The organism is Streptomyces sp. 3330 (assembly GCF_031456635.1).
Classification (GTDB): Bacteria; Actinomycetota; Actinomycetes; order Streptomycetales; family Streptomycetaceae; genus Streptomyces.
Map to the genome: position 1 here is coordinate 108,842 of NZ_JAVDVA010000021.1, position 13,528 is coordinate 122,369.

Below are 13,528 nucleotides of genomic sequence, written 5' to 3' on the forward strand. Positions count from 1 at the left end.
GCATGCAGTCAAGCAACGGCCGTGCCCGCGCCGACGGGGACGGTCCCGATAGCGGTGCCCCCACACCACACACGCTCGAACATCATCAAGGCCTGGGCCGGGCGTACGCCGAAGCGCCAGGGGACGTGCGCTACGAGGACCCGTGGTACGACGCGCTCGCCTCGGGCTGGGGCGAGTCGCCCCTGATGAGCACGCCCGGGTCCGAGGTTCCCGCGGCCCGTCGGAGGGAGGCCGGAAGCGGGGCGGCGGCTCAGATCTACCTCGAGGTGCAGAACAGCGCGGCCTTCCAGGAGGTGCGCAGCCGGTACCGGCGGTTCGTGGTGCCTGCCTTCACCGGGTTCTTCCTCTGGTACGTGGCGTACGTGGTGACCGCGACGACCGCGCCCGGACTGATGGCACGGCCGGTGGTGGGCGCGGTGAACGTGGCACTGGTCGCCGGGCTGGGGCAGTTCCTCAGCACGTTCCTGCTCACCTGGGCCTACGCCCGGCACGCGCGGCTGCGCCGGGACCGCGCCGCGCTCGAACTGCGCTGGGACACACAGGAGCTGACCCGGGGAGCAAAGGGGGGTGCGGCGTGACCGGCAACCATCAGGCACTGGCGTTGCTGCTGTTCAGCGTCTTCGTCGCGGTCACGTTGGGGATCACCACCTGGGTGAGCCGCAACCGCCAGGGGTCGGAGGAGGAGTTCTACGTCGGCGGGCGTCTGTTCTCCCCGATGGAAAATGGTTTTGCCATCGCGGGCGACTACATGTCCGCCGCCTCCTTCCTGGGTGTCACCGGGCTCATCGCGCTGTTCGGGTACGACGGGCTGCTGTATGTGGTCGGCTTCCTGGTGGCGTGGCTGGTGGTGTTGTTCCTGGTCGCCGAACTGGTCCGCAACTGCGGGCGGTTCACGCTCGCCGACGTGGTCGCCGCGCGGATGAGCGAGCGGCCGGTGCGGATCGCGGCGGGAACCTCCTCGGTCACCGTGTCCGTTCTCTATCTGGTGGCCCAGATGGTGGGCGCTGGCAGCCTGGTCGCGCTGCTTCTCGGGAACACCGGCGCGGCAGCCCGGTCCTGGGCCGTCATCGGGGTGGGCGCGCTCATGGTGATCTATGTGTCGATGGGAGGAATGCGGGCGACCACCTGGATCCAGATCGTCAAGGCGGTTCTGCTGCTGGCCGGCACCATCGCGCTCACCGTGCTCGTCCTGGTGCGCTTCCACGGTGACTTCGACCAGTTGCTCCGCACGGCGGCCGAGCGCAGCGGGCACGGTGACGCGTTCCTGGCACCGGGGCTGAAGTACGGCGGGGACTGGACCGCGCGGTTCGACTTCATGAGCCTGGGGCTCGCACTGGTGCTGGGCACGGCGGGACTGCCGCACATCCTGTCCCGCTTCTACACCGTGCCCACCGCGCAGGCCGCCCGACGCTCGGTCGTCTGGTCGATCGGGCTGATCGGCGGCTTCTACCTGATGACGATCGTCCTCGGCTTCGGCGCGGCGGCGATCGTCGGCCCCGAGGCGGTGCGCGGCTCGAACGCGGGCGGGAACACGGCGGTTCCACTTCTCGCACTCGACCTGGGCGGTGGCGCCGACTCCACCGGCGGAACAGTGCTGTTCGCCGTCGTGGGGGCCATCGCCTTCGCCACGATCCTCGCGGTCGTCGCCGGGATCACGCTCGCGTCCTCGGCGTCGGTGGCGCACGACCTGTACGCCTCGCTGCGCCGACGGCAGGCCAAGCCCCGCAGCGAGGTCGCTGTGGCGCGGGTCGCCGCGGTGGGCGTCGGCGTGGTCGCGATCGCGCTCGGCCTGCTGGCCCGCGATCTCAATGTCGCCTTCCTCGTCGGGCTCGCCTTCGCCGTCGCGGCGTCCGCGAATCTGCCGGTCCTGATGTACTCGCTGTTCTGGCGGGGCTTCACCACGCGCGGCGCCGTGTGGTCGGTCTATGGCGGGCTGGTCCCGGCCCTGGTGCTCGTCGTGCTCTCGCCGGTGGTCTCCGGCAGCCCCGAGTCGCTCTTCCCCGACGTGGACTTCCAGTACTTCCCGCTGCAGAACCCCGGCCTGGTCTCGATTCCGCTGGGCTTCGTGGCGGGCTGGCTCGGCACGGTCACCTCGGCCGAGGTCGCGGACGAGGCCAAGCACGCGGAGACCGAGGTGCGGTCACTGACCGGGGCGGGAGCGGCGTAACGGACGACTTTTCACCGTCGTACCGCATCGGGGGTGGCGCACCGCTACGGCGCCACCCAGGCGTACCGGTGCTCGGGACGGCCCGTGTCGCCGTACTTGAGGGAGAGGTGCAGGCGTCCGGCCTGTTCCAGATGGCGGAGGTAGCGCTGGGCGGTGGAGCGGCTCAGGCCGGTCTCCGCGGCGACCTCGTGAGCCGACAGCGGCTGGTCGGCGCGATGCAGAACATCGCAGATCAGGTCCGTGGTCGGTTCCGAGTGGCCGCTCGGCAGGCCGGGCGAGGACGGCGCGGGCCCGGTGCGCAGGGCCCCGAAGATCCGGTCGACCTGTTCCTGGCCCGCGACGCCCTGTCCGCCGACCCGGTCCACCGTGCGGCGCAGTGCGGCGTACGAGTCGAGGCGGGTGCGCAGGGCGGCGAAGGTGAAGGGTTTGACCAGGTAGTGCAGGGCGCCCAGGCGCATCGCCGTCTGGACCGTCGAGACGTCACCGGCTGCCGTGATCATGATGACGTCGGTGCCATGGCCCTGCTCGCGCATCCGGTGGATGAGCTGGAGGCCGGTCTGATCGGGCAGGTAATGGTCGAGCAGTACCAGGTCGATGGTTCCGCGCTCGATGGTTCCCAGCGCCTGGGCGGCACTGTGCGCGCGGGCGGCCACCCGGAAACCGGGAACCTTTCCCACGTACTTGGCGTTGATCTCGGCGACACGGAAGTCGTCGTCCACCACCAGGACGTCAATCATCGGGCCTCTCTCCGTCAAGGCCAGGCGGGCGTTCAGCCCGTGTTTCGGCTTCGCTGTTCTAGCGCGAGCAAAACGAGCACAACAGGCTACTGCAGGCAAAAGAAGCGCATGCGCCCAGAAGGCTGATGCCGCCTCGCGGGTGCCCTCTACCGTCCCCGGCCATGAGCGCACACACCAGCCCCGCCATCGAGCTGCGGGGCGCCAGCAAGGTTTTCAGGACCCCGTCGGGGGCTCCGCACACCGCCGTGCGGGAACTCGACCTCACCGTCGGGCGTGGCGAGTTCGTGGCCGTCGTCGGCCCGACCGGCTGCGGCAAGTCGACCACGTTGACCCTGGTCAGCGGTCTGGAGGAGCCCACCCAGGGCGAGGTGACGGTCGCCGGGCAGCCCGTGCGCGGGGTCGGCGACAAGGTCGGCTTCGTCTTCCAGCAGGACGCCACCTTTCCCTGGCGTACGGTCCTGTCCAACGTGATGGCCGGGCCCCGCTTCCGCGGTGTGCCCAAGGCGGAGGCGAAGCGCAGAGCGCGTGAGTGGCTGGCCCGAGTCGGGCTGACCGCCTTCGAGGACCGCTATCCGCACCAGCTCTCCGGCGGTCAGCGCAAACGGGTGGCCCTCGCCGCGACCTTCGTGAACGACCCCGAGATCCTCCTCATGGACGAGCCGTTCTCGGCGCTCGACGTGCAGACCAGGGCCCTGATGTCGGACGAGCTCCTCGAGCTGTGGGAGGGCACGGGCGCGTCGGTCGTCTTCGTCACCCACGACCTGGAGGAGTCCATCGCGCTGGCCGACAAGGTCGTCGTGATGACCGCCGGCCCGGCCACCGTGAAGCAGGTCTTCGACATCGACCTGCCGAGGCCGCGCAAGGTCGAGTCGGTGCGTCTGGAGCCGCGGTTCATCGAGATCTACCGCGAGATCTGGGAGTCCCTCGGCGAAGAGGTCCGCATCACCCGCGAGAGAGGTGCCGCCCGTGTCGCCTGACGTGCTGAGCACACCGGTCGTCGACACGGCCATGAGGCCCGATCGCGCCCACTCACGCGCGCGTGCCGCTCGCAGACGCAAGGCCGTGGTGACGGCATCGCGTGTGCTGCTCCTGGTCGCCGTGCTCGCCCTGTGGGAAGCGCTCTCCCGGGCCGAGGCCATCGACCCCTTCAACTTCTCGATGCCCTCCAGGATCTGGGACCAGATCTGGACCTGGGTGACGCACGGGACCGCGCTCGGTTCACTCGGCGAGCAGATCTGGTACACGCTCTACGAGGCCCTGCTCGGCTGGGTCATCGGCGTGGTCGCCGGCGTCGTGTGCGGTATCGCCCTGGGGCGGATCACCTTCCTCGCCGACATCCTTGGTCCATACATCAAGGTGCTCAACTCGATACCCAGGATCGTGCTGGCCCCGATCTTCGTGATCTGGTTCGGCCTCGGCCCCGCCTCCAAGGTCGCCTCGGCCGTGGTCCTGGTCTTCTTCCCCGTCTTCTTCAACGCCTTCCAGGGCGCCCGCGAGGTGGACCGCAACCTCGTCGCCAACGCCCGCATCCTCGGCGCGAGCGACCGCAGGGTGACGCTCCAGGTGGTCGTCCCGTCCGCCACCTCCTGGATCTTCACGAGCCTCCATGTGAGCTTCGGCTTCGCCCTGATCGGCGCCATCGTCGGTGAGTACATCGGCGCCACCAAGGGGATCGGGCTGCTCGTCGCGCAGTCGCAGGGCACGTTCAACGCGGCGGGCGTGTACGCCGCGATGGTCATCCTCGCCGTCGTCGCGCTCGTCGCGGAGGGGCTGCTGACCTTCGCCGAACGGCGCATCTTCCGGTGGAAGCCGTCGGGCTCCGAGAACTGACCCTTCGTCGAACGATCCCCCGGGCACCCCGGGCAGCCGTTCCCGCGAAGGGCCCCTCGAGACCCTCCACGGATCGCTCTCCGCCGTCGCCGCCCCTTCCTCGCTCGCCCCGCCTTCCCCTCACTCACCTGTGCTCCATCCCCGCACCGCCCTCTCAAGGACGTGAATTCGCCATGCGCACAACCGCCAGATACACGGCCCTCGCCGCCGCCGGTCTGCTCGCCCTCTCCTCGCTCACCGCCTGTGCCGACGACGCGTCGAGCACCGCGGCCACGGGCTCCGGCAGCAAGGGGGACGGCAAGGGAACCAAGGTCAAGATCATGGTGGGTGGCCTGGACAAGGTCATCTACCTGCCCGCCATGCTCACCCAGCGCCTGGGCTACTTCGACGCCGAGGGGCTCGACGTCGAGATGCTGAGCGAGCCGGCCGGCGTCCAGGCCGAGACGGCGCTGGTCTCCGGCCAGGTGCAGGGCGCCGTCGGCTTCTACGACCACACCCTCGACCTCCAGGTGAAGGGCAAGGAGGTCGAGTCCGTGGTGCAGTTCTCACACGCGCCGGGCGAGGTGGAGATCGTCTCGACCGAGGCCGAAGGCGACATCACCTCGCCCAAGGACTTCAAGGGCAAGAAACTCGGTGTCACGGGCCTGGGTTCCTCGACCGACTTCCTCACCAAGTACCTCGCGGTCAAGAACGGCGTGAAGGTCAGCGAGTTCACGCCGGTCGCCGTGGGCGCGGGGCCGACCTTCATCGCAGCGCTCCAGCAGGGCGCCATCGACGGCGGCATGACGACCGACCCGACCGTGGCGACCGTCCTGGACAAGAAGGCCGGCAAGGTGCTGCTCGACATGCGCACCCCGCAGGGCTCGGAGGAAGCGCTCGGCGGACCGTATCCCTCGTCGAGCCTGTACATGCAGACGGACTGGGTCAACAGTCACAAGGACACCGTCCAGAAGTTGGCCAATGCATTCGTCAAGACGCTCAAGTGGATGTCCACCCACAGCGCGGCCGAGATCGCCGAGAAGATGCCGACGGACTACTCCCAGGGGAACAAGCTGCTGTACGCGGTGGCCATCGAGAACACGCTGCCGATGTTCACCGAGGACGGCGTGATGCCTGAGAACGGCCCCGAGACCGTCGAGAAGGTCCTCAAGGCCTTCAACCCCACCATCCAGAACGCGGATGTGGACCTGAGCAGGACCTTCACGACCGAGTTCGTCGAGAAGGCCGCGGGCTGACGGTCGAACCGGCGGCGGACCGGGAGCCGTAATCCCTGGAGGGGCACGGCTTCTTACCCGCCACCGAGGACCGTGCCCTTCAGGCGCGGGTCGCCCACACGTAACGGTGTTCCGGGCGGCCCGCGTCGCCGTACTTCAGGGTGAGCCGGGCTCTCCCCGTGCGCTCCAGGAGTTTCAGATAGCGCTGGGCGGTCTGGCGGCTCACCCCGGTCCGGTCGGCGATCTCCTGGGCCGACAGGGGCCCTTCGGCGTTCATCAGGGCCTGGCGCACGAGCTCGGCGGTGGTGGGGGAGTGGCCTTTGGGCAGGCCGGGCTCCGAGGAGGCGGACAGGGCGCCGAAGATGCGGTCGACGTCGGCCTGTTCGGCCTCCCCGCCGCCGTCGAGCGTGCGGCGCAGCTCGGCGTACGCCTCCAGCTTGGCGCGCAGGCCTGCGAAGGCGAACGGTTTCACCAGGTACTGGAGGGCGCCCTGGCGCATCGCCGCCTGCACCGTCGTGACGTCCCGGGCGGCCGTCACCATGATCACGTCCGTCTGGTGGCCGCGCCGACGCATCTCCTGGACGACCTCGAGACCTGTCTCGTCGGGCAGATAGTGGTCCAGCAGGACGAGATCCAGGCCGGGCAGCAGCTCCAGCTGACGGAGTGCCTCGGCCGCGCTGTGGGCCTCGCCCGCGACGTGGAAGCCCGGCACCTTCTCGACGTAGGCGGCGTTGACCTGGGCGACCCGGGTGTCGTCGTCCACGACCAGGACCTCGATCATCGCGACTCCTCCTCGGCCGTGCTGTCCGCCGGTGCCGCCAGCGCGGGTTCCAGGCCGGGCCCGGTGAGCGCCTCGGGCAGGACGACGGTGAACTCTGCGCCTCCGCCGCTCGCTTCGTCCACCGTGGCACGGCCCCCCTGCCGCTCGGCGAGCCTGCGTACCAGCGAGAGCCCGATGCCGCGTTTGCCGTGCGCCGGCGGCTTCTTCGTGGACCAGCCCTCGGTGAAGACCAACTCGCGCTGCTCGGCCGGGATGCCGGGGCCCGTGTCCCGCACCCGAAGGACCGCGGTACGGCCCTCCGCGCGCAGTTCGACCTCCACGCGCGCGTGCGGCGTGCCCGCGACGGCGTCGAGCGCATTGTCCACCAGGTTGCCGACGACGGTGACCAGCCCGCGCGGGTCGATCAGGCGGTCGGGCAGCCGGGTCCGGTCGGAGACCCACAGCGCGACACCGCGCTCGGCCGCGACGGTCGCCTTGCCGACCAGCAGGGCGGCGAGCAACGGGTCCTCGATCTTCTCGGTCACCTGCTCCGCGGTCGCCCGGTGATCGCCGACCACCTCCCCGACGAAGTCCACCGCGTCGTCGTACATCTCCAGTTCGAGCAGCCCCAGCAGCGTGTGCATGCGGTTGGCGTGCTCGTGGTCCTGGGCGCGCAGCGCGTCGATGAGGCCGTGCGTCGAGTCGAGTTCGCGCCCGAGCTGCTCCAGCTCGGTGCGGTCGCGCAGGGTGGCGACGGCGCCGCCGTCGTCGGTGGGCATGCGGTTGACGACCAGGACGCGCTGTCCGCGGACGGCGATCAGGTCGGTGCCCGTCACCCGGCCCGCCAGGACATCGGCCGTGCGTCCCGCGCCGAACGCCTCGTCGGGTGAAGCGCCCACCACCTCCTCCCCGATGCCGAGGAGGCGCTGGGCCTCGTCGTTGAGCAGCCGCACGCGGCCGGCGCGGTCCAGGGCGACGACGCCTTCGCGGATGCCGTGCAGCATCGCCTCGCGCTCGGCGAGCAGCGCCGAGATGTCGGAGAAGGCCAGGTCGCGGGTCTGCCGCTGGACGCGCCGGGAGATCAGCCAGGCCGCCAGCGCGCCCACGGCGAGGGCGCCGCCCGCGTAGGCGAACAGTCCGGGGATCGCGTGGATCAGGCGGGCGCGGACGCTGTCGTACTCGATGCCGACCGAGACGGCCCCGATGATCTTGTCGTCGCCGTCCCGCAGAGGGACCTTGCCGCGGGCCGAGCGGCCCAGGGTGCCGCTGTCGATCTCCATGACGTCCTTGCCCGCCAAGGCCTGGCTCGGGTCCGTCGACACATGGCCGCCGACCTGCCGGGGATCGGTGTGCGACCAGCGGGTGCCGTGCAGGTCCATCACGACGACGTACTCCGCGCCGCTGGCCCTGCGGATCCGCTCCGCCTCCCGCTGCACCGGCCCGTCGACCGACGGCCGGGTGCTTCGGAGGTCCTCGGCGATCTGCGGCACAGCCGCTGTCGTCTGCGCGATGGCGAGGGCGCGGCGCATCGCCTGGTCGTCCAGCTGGTCGCTGAGCGGAGCGAGGAACAGCCCGGTCGCGAGCACCACGACGCCCGCGGCGATCGCCAGCTGCATGAGCAGGAGCTGCGAGAACATGCGTCGCGGCATTCCGAGGCGCAGGCGGCGGGCGGGGGGAGTGGGGCTCATACCCAAGACGGTACGTGGGTGGACCGGCGCAGCCGTAGGGTCGGGTGGTGTGGATCTCTTGACGGGGTCAAGAGGAATCGATTCCGCGCTGCTCGCGCGGTGCGATGCCGTGCCGGGACCGGGGGCTGTCAGCCCATCCGGGCCGTGCCCGCAAGCTCACGTACCGCCACCACGTCCATCCGTGCAGGTGAACCGAGGACCGACGCGCCGCAGCTTTCCGGCCGGGGCGGCAGGGAGGTGCCCTGCTCGACGACGACCTGCCAGTGGCGTCCGTCCCGGTGTGCGACGGTCACCTCCCAGCGCGGCGCACCGCCCGTAGTCCGTACGACGCTCAGTGCCTCCGCAGCGTCCTCCCCGGTCGCCGAGCGCACCGCCAGCTCCGCCGCCTGGCCGGGCCGATCCCAGGCCGAGCACCCGCGGCACCCGTCCACCACGATCCGCCCCTCCCGCACGCCGTGCAGGACCTCCTTGACGGCCTGGGCCTCGGCGCGGCCGTAGGCGTACCCGTACGGCAGGACGAGCAGGGTGGGGGAGAAGCGATGACCCCCCAGATGGGTGACCTCCCAGGCGCCCCGCACCCCCGACGCGGCGAGCGCGGCGGCCAGTGGACGGCCGAGGAGGGCGCAGCAGCGGTCGCGCTTGCCGTTGGTGCAGACGAGGGCGAGCGGGTCGCCCGTGTGGGGCCCGCCGTGCAGCGCGCTGTCGAAGGTGCGGTGGTCGCCGCCGCCGAGCGCGGCGAAGTCGACGTCCAGCAGCTGCCGAGGGTCGTGGGTGGTGGCGCTGCGCAGCCAGGCCCGTCCGGGAACGGTGTGGGCCGCGAACACCTGCCGCAGGGGCGGTGCGCCGAAGTCCGCGTGGCGCCCGGGACGGCGGATGAGCGCGACGCGTACGCCGGTGTCCCGCGCGGCGGCGTGCAGGGCGCGGCCCAGGGCCGGGTCGAGGTGGCTCGAGACCAGCGCGTCGGCACCCCAGGGGCCGGGCTGCTCCAGGAGGAGCCAGGTCGTCGCCGTGGCCGCGGTTCCGGAAATGGGCTCGCCGAGATCCCGCGAGACGGTCGCGCACGTACTCACAGAGGTGAGCCTAACCTGACTCGCCGGAGCGCGGCCTCCGGCCCGGGCGCGTGCTCGGCCGTGCGGGTACGCGTGCGCGAGCGGCGAGGGGCGGGGGCGCCTGGACCGCCCGTCGTCACGCCTGGTGGCGGCGCACGACGGCTTCCTCCGCCCTCCTACCTCGGCAGGGGCTGGGGCGGCTTCGGCCCCACGTAGTGTCCGCTCGGACGCATCCGCAGGGGCCGCTCGCCGTACTCCTCCAGGGCGTGGGCGATCCAACCCGCCGTGCGGGCGACGGCGAAGATCGTCTCGCTGGCCGAGGACTCCATGCCGCAGGACGCGGTGAGGACGGCGAGCGCCAGGTCCACGTTGGCGTGCAACGGCGCGTGGCGCGCGGCCGTGGCCACGATGTCCCGGGCCGCGGCGAGGGCCGGCGCGGCGGCGGGGATCTCGTCCAGGAGGGCGAACAGGGCACGCGCGCGCGGGTCCTCGCCGGGGTAGAGCCGGTGACCGAGGCCCGGAACCCGGCGGCCCGCGCGCAGCTCCTCGGCGATCACCGGAGCGGCGCTGCCGAGGTCGAGCACGTCGAGCAGCATGCGGTGGGCCAGCCCCCCGGCCGCGCCGTGCAGCGGTCCCTCGAGCACACCGAGCCCGGCGGAGACGGCCGCGTAGGCGTGCGCCCGGGCCGAGGCCGCGACGCGCACCGCCAGCGTCGAGGCGGCCAGATCGTGGTCGACGAGCAGGCCGAGCGCTGTGTCGAGCACCTGCAGCTGCGCCGTCTCGGCGGACCGTCCGCTGAGCCGGCCCCACAGGCGCTGGGCGAGCGGGCCTTCGTCGCGGTGCGTGGGCACCTTGGGAGGCAGGGCGGCGACGAGGGTGGGGATCAGGACGCGGGCGGTGCCGAGCACGGCGCCCTCGGACAGGTCGAACCGCAGCGGGTCCGCGGCCGCCGCGGCGACGGCGGCGACCCGCAACCGGTCGGTGGGGCCGGTGTGTTCGGGCAGCGCCTCGACGACCCGCCGGGCGGCTTCGACGGATTCCTGGGGCGCGGTGAAGGTCACGCCGGGCCGCAGCCGACCGGTCCACAGCCACTCCGCGACCTCTTCGTAGGAGTGCCGGGAGGCCAGTTCGACCGCGTCGACGCCCCGGAAGTAGTAGCGGTCCTGGTCGATGAAGGTGACGCGCGTGCGGACGGACAGCTCCGCCCCGGAGCCCGGACCCCCGCTGCTCTCCCGCCTGTTGCGTCGCGCGAGCGCCTCGACCTCCTTGGCGTCGAAGGTGCTGCCCCGGCCGCCCGGCGTGCGCCGGCTGCCCAGCTGGCCACGGCTGACGTACGCGTACACGGTCTCGGGCTTCACACCGAGCAGCTCGGCGGCCTCCTTGGTGCTCAGCCGTCGTTCGGGGTGGCCTGGGCCGGGTTCCTGATCGCGCATGGGGGTCACCGTATCCACAAGACTCGGACATTGATTCAATCAATATTGACAGGGATTGAGTCAAGCATGGACAGTCGGATCAAGTTCAGGGAGGAAAAAATGTCCGTCAACCTGTCAGCACCCTCGACCATGGACGTGCCGCGGGGACTCGCGGGTCTCGTCGTGGCCGACACGGAGGTAGGCGACGTCCGAGGGCGTGAGGGCTTCTACCACTACCGCCAGTACTCCGCCGTGGACCTCGCGCGCACCCGCCGCTTCGAGGACGTCTGGCACCTCCTGGTCCACGGTGAACTGCCGGACAGCCGACGGAGCGCGGCCTTCGTCGCCGAGACCGCGGCACTGCGGCGCCTCCCCGAGGAGGTGGCCGCGGCCCTGCCCGCCCTGGCGGCGGCCGGCGCGGACGCGAATCCGCTGGCCGGGATGCGGACGGCGCTCTCGCTGCTGGGCACGGCGAAGGGGTTCCGGCCGGTGTACGACATCGACGCGGACCGGCGGCGCGAGGACACGGTCGTCGCGGCCGCGGCGGTGCCCACGCTGCTCACCGCCCTGTACCGGCTGGGGCGCGGCCTCGCTCCCGTCGAGCCGCGCGAGGACCTGCCTTACGCGGCGAACTATCTCTACATGGTGACCGGTGCCGAGCCCGATGCGGAGCGGGCCCGCGCGATCGAGCAGTACCTGATCTCCACCAGTGATCACGGCTTCAATGCGTCAACCTTCACGGCCCGGGTCATCGCCTCGACCGGAGCGGATGTCGCCGCGTGCCTCGTGGGGGCGGTGGGAGCGCTGTCGGGGCCGCTGCACGGCGGCGCGCCCAGCCGGGCCCTCGACACCCTGGACGCGATCGGCACCCCGGACCGCGTCGATCCCTGGATCCGTGAGCGTGTCCTCGCCGGTGAGCGCGTCATGGGCTTCGGCCACGCCGTCTACCGCACGGAGGACCCGCGTTCGCGCATGCTCCGCGAGATCGCCCGGAGATTCGGAGGCCCGCGGGTCGGGTTCGCCGTCGAGGTGGAGCGGCGCGTCGAGGCGATCCTCGCCGAGCTGAAGCCGGGCCGGGAGCTGCACACGAACGTGGAGTTCTACGCGGGCGTGGTCATGGAGCTCTGCGGGCTGCCCCGCGAGATGTTCACCCCGACGTTCGCGGCCGCGCGGGTGGTGGGCTGGAGCGCCAACATCCTGGAGCAGGCGGAGGACTCCAAGATAATCCGTCCGGTCGCCCGGTATGTGGGGCCGAGGGCCCCGGTCGAGGTGCCGACGGTGGCTTGAACGAGCCCCTGAGCGCCCGGATGCGAGGAAGGCCCGGCACGGCGCGCTTTCCGCCGGCCGGGCCGTCCTCTCGAAGGAGCCTAAAGGTCCGGAATATCGGCCTTCGCGCGAATCAGTGTCTCGCGGGTGATGACCACGATTCTCTCGTGGTCGCCCCGGGATGCATCGCTGGGAAGAGCCGGGTCCAGTGAATCCGTGGCATCCGTGCCGATAACGGCGAAATTACCATCGGCGAGTTCGAAAATATCGGGGCAATTGGCTCCGCTCACGCTTCCCCGAGCGCGCGGAGATGCACCGATCCGACGGATGATCTGACTCACTGTTGCTTCCTTGGGTCCGTTGGTTTGCGCACGACGACTGCGCGGTGCAAGACGGGCCCTGTGGGGTCGCTCGTCATCCGGCGGCGTAGGCGACGATCTGGTGGGGTCCTCTACGCGATCAAGCGCGAGTCAACTCCCTGACGCCTCACCTAACTGCCGACTTGACCTTTTCGTAATGGGCCGAGGGTGTGATTCCGCGCAAGGGGGTGCGAGCCCCGGAGCGTGAGCCGTCGGCTGCCGGAGTGCGCCGAGGACCGGGGGGAGTTCACGCGCTCGGGGGCTCGCCCACCACCCACCATTCGTCGGCGTCCGACTCCTCCAGTTGCGTCAGGAGTTCGTCCACCATACGGCCGAGTTCCGCTTCGTCCGAACCGTCGGCAATGGTCGCCCGCTGGTGTCTCGTCGCATACCAGTACTCCCGTACCACAGGGTTCTGGAGAATGCCCCGAATGTATCCGAAGAACTCCTCGCGAGAGATGTTCCCTATCCGGTAGTAGAACAGTGCGTTCGTGTAGAGGGCATTGGCGTAGAGGAACTGGCGCCGTTGCTTGGTGGAAACGGGTGCCTCGAAGAGGTCCAGCACTTCCGCCAGTTCGGGGTCGTCGATGGCTTTGCTGAGCAATTCCCAGTGCAGACGCTGCTGGTTGGCCAGATTGGTGTGCTGCTGCGTGTGAGCGGTCCGTTCCAGGTGTTCCAGCCGTACCCGCAATGTCTCCAGCGCATGGCGCTGTGCCGCCATGGTGATGAGGGCGCCCGCGGCCATGCCGGCCGCCGCCGCGGCGACTGCACCGAGTCCGCGGACCCCAAACCTCTGTGTGGCCATGTCAAAAACCCCCGATCGGGCGGCCGTGCGCCGGTCGTCGGGGTGCGGGTGGACGTGACGGGGACCGGCGAGCGGTGGGCGGCGCTTGCCGTCTCCCAGAGTGCCGAGCGGCTCTGATCGGCGGGGGAGGCGGAGGGGAGGCGCACGGAGGGAAGCGAGGGTCGCACGCCAGGGCGCCTTGCCCAACGTCTGCTCCGCCGGTGCTGCGAACAATCGTTCACTTAGCGGCGATCGGCACGGC

13 protein-coding genes are annotated in these 13,528 nt (G+C 70.9%); 6 read left to right on the forward strand and 7 right to left on the reverse strand.

Annotation, left to right across the window (positions count from 1 at the left end):
• Positions 1–2: 2 nt before the first annotated feature.
• Positions 3–578 carry a DUF485 domain-containing protein gene (locus tag J2X68_RS29900; protein ID WP_310435714.1) on the forward strand — a complete coding sequence of 192 codons (576 nt, stop codon included), beginning with the start codon at positions 3–5 and terminating at the stop codon, positions 576–578.
• Positions 575–2,167 (forward strand): cation acetate symporter, encoded by a 1,593-nt coding sequence (locus J2X68_RS29905; protein ID WP_310435715.1) that lies wholly within the window; start codon positions 575–577, stop codon positions 2,165–2,167. The genes J2X68_RS29900 and J2X68_RS29905 overlap by 4 nt, the downstream gene beginning before the upstream one ends.
• 44 nt (positions 2,168–2,211) lie before the next feature.
• Here J2X68_RS29905 and J2X68_RS29910 read toward each other — a convergent pair whose 3' ends face one another.
• Positions 2,212–2,904: a response regulator gene (locus J2X68_RS29910; RefSeq protein ID WP_310435716.1), complete on the reverse strand. Its 693-nt coding sequence runs from the start codon at positions 2,902–2,904 to the stop codon at positions 2,212–2,214.
• Positions 2,905–3,065: 161 nt separating this feature from the next.
• On the opposite strand from J2X68_RS29910, the gene J2X68_RS29915 reads away from it, so the two are divergent.
• The 3 genes from J2X68_RS29915 (at position 3,066) to J2X68_RS29925 (ending at position 5,969) form a co-directional block, all read left to right on the forward strand.
• On the forward strand, positions 3,066–3,881 hold the full coding sequence (locus J2X68_RS29915; protein ID WP_310435717.1) for an ABC transporter ATP-binding protein: 816 nt from the start codon (positions 3,066–3,068) through the stop codon (positions 3,879–3,881).
• Positions 3,871–4,734, forward strand: coding sequence for an ABC transporter permease (locus J2X68_RS29920; protein ID WP_310435718.1), 864 nt, complete (start codon positions 3,871–3,873; stop codon positions 4,732–4,734). The genes J2X68_RS29915 and J2X68_RS29920 overlap by 11 nt, the downstream gene beginning before the upstream one ends.
• A 173-nt stretch (positions 4,735–4,907) precedes the next feature.
• The gene (locus tag J2X68_RS29925) at positions 4,908–5,969 is read left to right on the forward strand and encodes an ABC transporter substrate-binding protein (RefSeq protein WP_310435719.1); all 1,062 of its coding nucleotides are present in this window, start codon (positions 4,908–4,910) and stop codon (positions 5,967–5,969) included.
• 79 nt (positions 5,970–6,048) lie between these two features.
• Here the strand turns inward: J2X68_RS29925 and J2X68_RS29930 are convergent, their stop codons facing one another.
• The 4 genes from J2X68_RS29930 to J2X68_RS29945 form a co-directional block, all read right to left on the reverse strand.
• Positions 6,049–6,729, reverse strand: coding sequence for a response regulator (locus tag J2X68_RS29930; protein WP_310435720.1), 681 nt, complete (start codon positions 6,727–6,729; stop codon positions 6,049–6,051).
• Complete coding sequence (locus J2X68_RS29935) at positions 6,726–8,396, reverse strand: sensor histidine kinase (RefSeq protein WP_310435721.1); 1,671 nt, start codon at positions 8,394–8,396, stop codon at positions 6,726–6,728. Before J2X68_RS29935 ends, J2X68_RS29930 begins: the two co-directional genes overlap by 4 nt.
• 128 nt (positions 8,397–8,524) lie before the next feature.
• Positions 8,525–9,466 (reverse strand): sucrase ferredoxin, encoded by a 942-nt coding sequence (locus J2X68_RS29940; RefSeq protein WP_310435722.1) that lies wholly within the window; start codon positions 9,464–9,466, stop codon positions 8,525–8,527.
• Between the two features lie 155 nt (positions 9,467–9,621).
• Positions 9,622–10,878, reverse strand: coding sequence for a citrate synthase (locus J2X68_RS29945; protein ID WP_310435723.1), 1,257 nt, complete (start codon positions 10,876–10,878; stop codon positions 9,622–9,624).
• A 99-nt stretch (positions 10,879–10,977) separates the two neighbouring features.
• Between J2X68_RS29945 and J2X68_RS29950 the strand changes: the two genes are divergently transcribed.
• The gene (locus J2X68_RS29950) at positions 10,978–12,144 is read left to right on the forward strand and encodes a citrate synthase/methylcitrate synthase (RefSeq protein ID WP_310435724.1); all 1,167 of its coding nucleotides are present in this window, start codon (positions 10,978–10,980) and stop codon (positions 12,142–12,144) included.
• 80 nt (positions 12,145–12,224) lie between these two features.
• Here the strand turns inward: J2X68_RS29950 and J2X68_RS29955 are convergent, their stop codons facing one another.
• Both J2X68_RS29955 and J2X68_RS29960 read right to left on the reverse strand, forming a co-directional pair.
• The gene (locus J2X68_RS29955) at positions 12,225–12,464 is read right to left on the reverse strand and encodes a hypothetical protein (protein ID WP_310435725.1); all 240 of its coding nucleotides are present in this window, start codon (positions 12,462–12,464) and stop codon (positions 12,225–12,227) included.
• Between the two features lie 265 nt (positions 12,465–12,729).
• Positions 12,730–13,287, reverse strand: coding sequence for a DUF6082 family protein (locus tag J2X68_RS29960; protein WP_310435726.1), 558 nt, complete (start codon positions 13,285–13,287; stop codon positions 12,730–12,732).
• Positions 13,288–13,528: the final 241 nt, after the last annotated feature.

What these genes read in the sequence shown, in the direction of transcription:
- J2X68_RS29900 (WP_310435714.1), top strand. Translation starts at nt 3, where the DNA reads ATGCAGTCAAGCAACGGCCGTGCCCGCGCCGACGGGGACGGTCCCGAT.
- J2X68_RS29910 (WP_310435716.1), bottom strand. Translation starts at nt 2,904, where the DNA reads ATGATTGACGTCCTGGTGGTGGACGACGACTTCCGTGTCGCCGAGATC.
- J2X68_RS29915 (WP_310435717.1), top strand. Translation starts at nt 3,066, where the DNA reads ATGAGCGCACACACCAGCCCCGCCATCGAGCTGCGGGGCGCCAGCAAG.
- J2X68_RS29925 (WP_310435719.1), top strand. Translation starts at nt 4,908, where the DNA reads ATGCGCACAACCGCCAGATACACGGCCCTCGCCGCCGCCGGTCTGCTC.
- J2X68_RS29930 (WP_310435720.1), bottom strand. Translation starts at nt 6,729, where the DNA reads ATGATCGAGGTCCTGGTCGTGGACGACGACACCCGGGTCGCCCAGGTC.
- J2X68_RS29935 (WP_310435721.1), bottom strand. Translation starts at nt 8,396, where the DNA reads ATGAGCCCCACTCCCCCCGCCCGCCGCCTGCGCCTCGGAATGCCGCGA.
- J2X68_RS29945 (WP_310435723.1), bottom strand. Translation starts at nt 10,878, where the DNA reads ATGCGCGATCAGGAACCCGGCCCAGGCCACCCCGAACGACGGCTGAGC.
- J2X68_RS29950 (WP_310435724.1), top strand. Translation starts at nt 10,978, where the DNA reads ATGTCCGTCAACCTGTCAGCACCCTCGACCATGGACGTGCCGCGGGGA.
- J2X68_RS29960 (WP_310435726.1), bottom strand. Translation starts at nt 13,287, where the DNA reads ATGGCCACACAGAGGTTTGGGGTCCGCGGACTCGGTGCAGTCGCCGCG.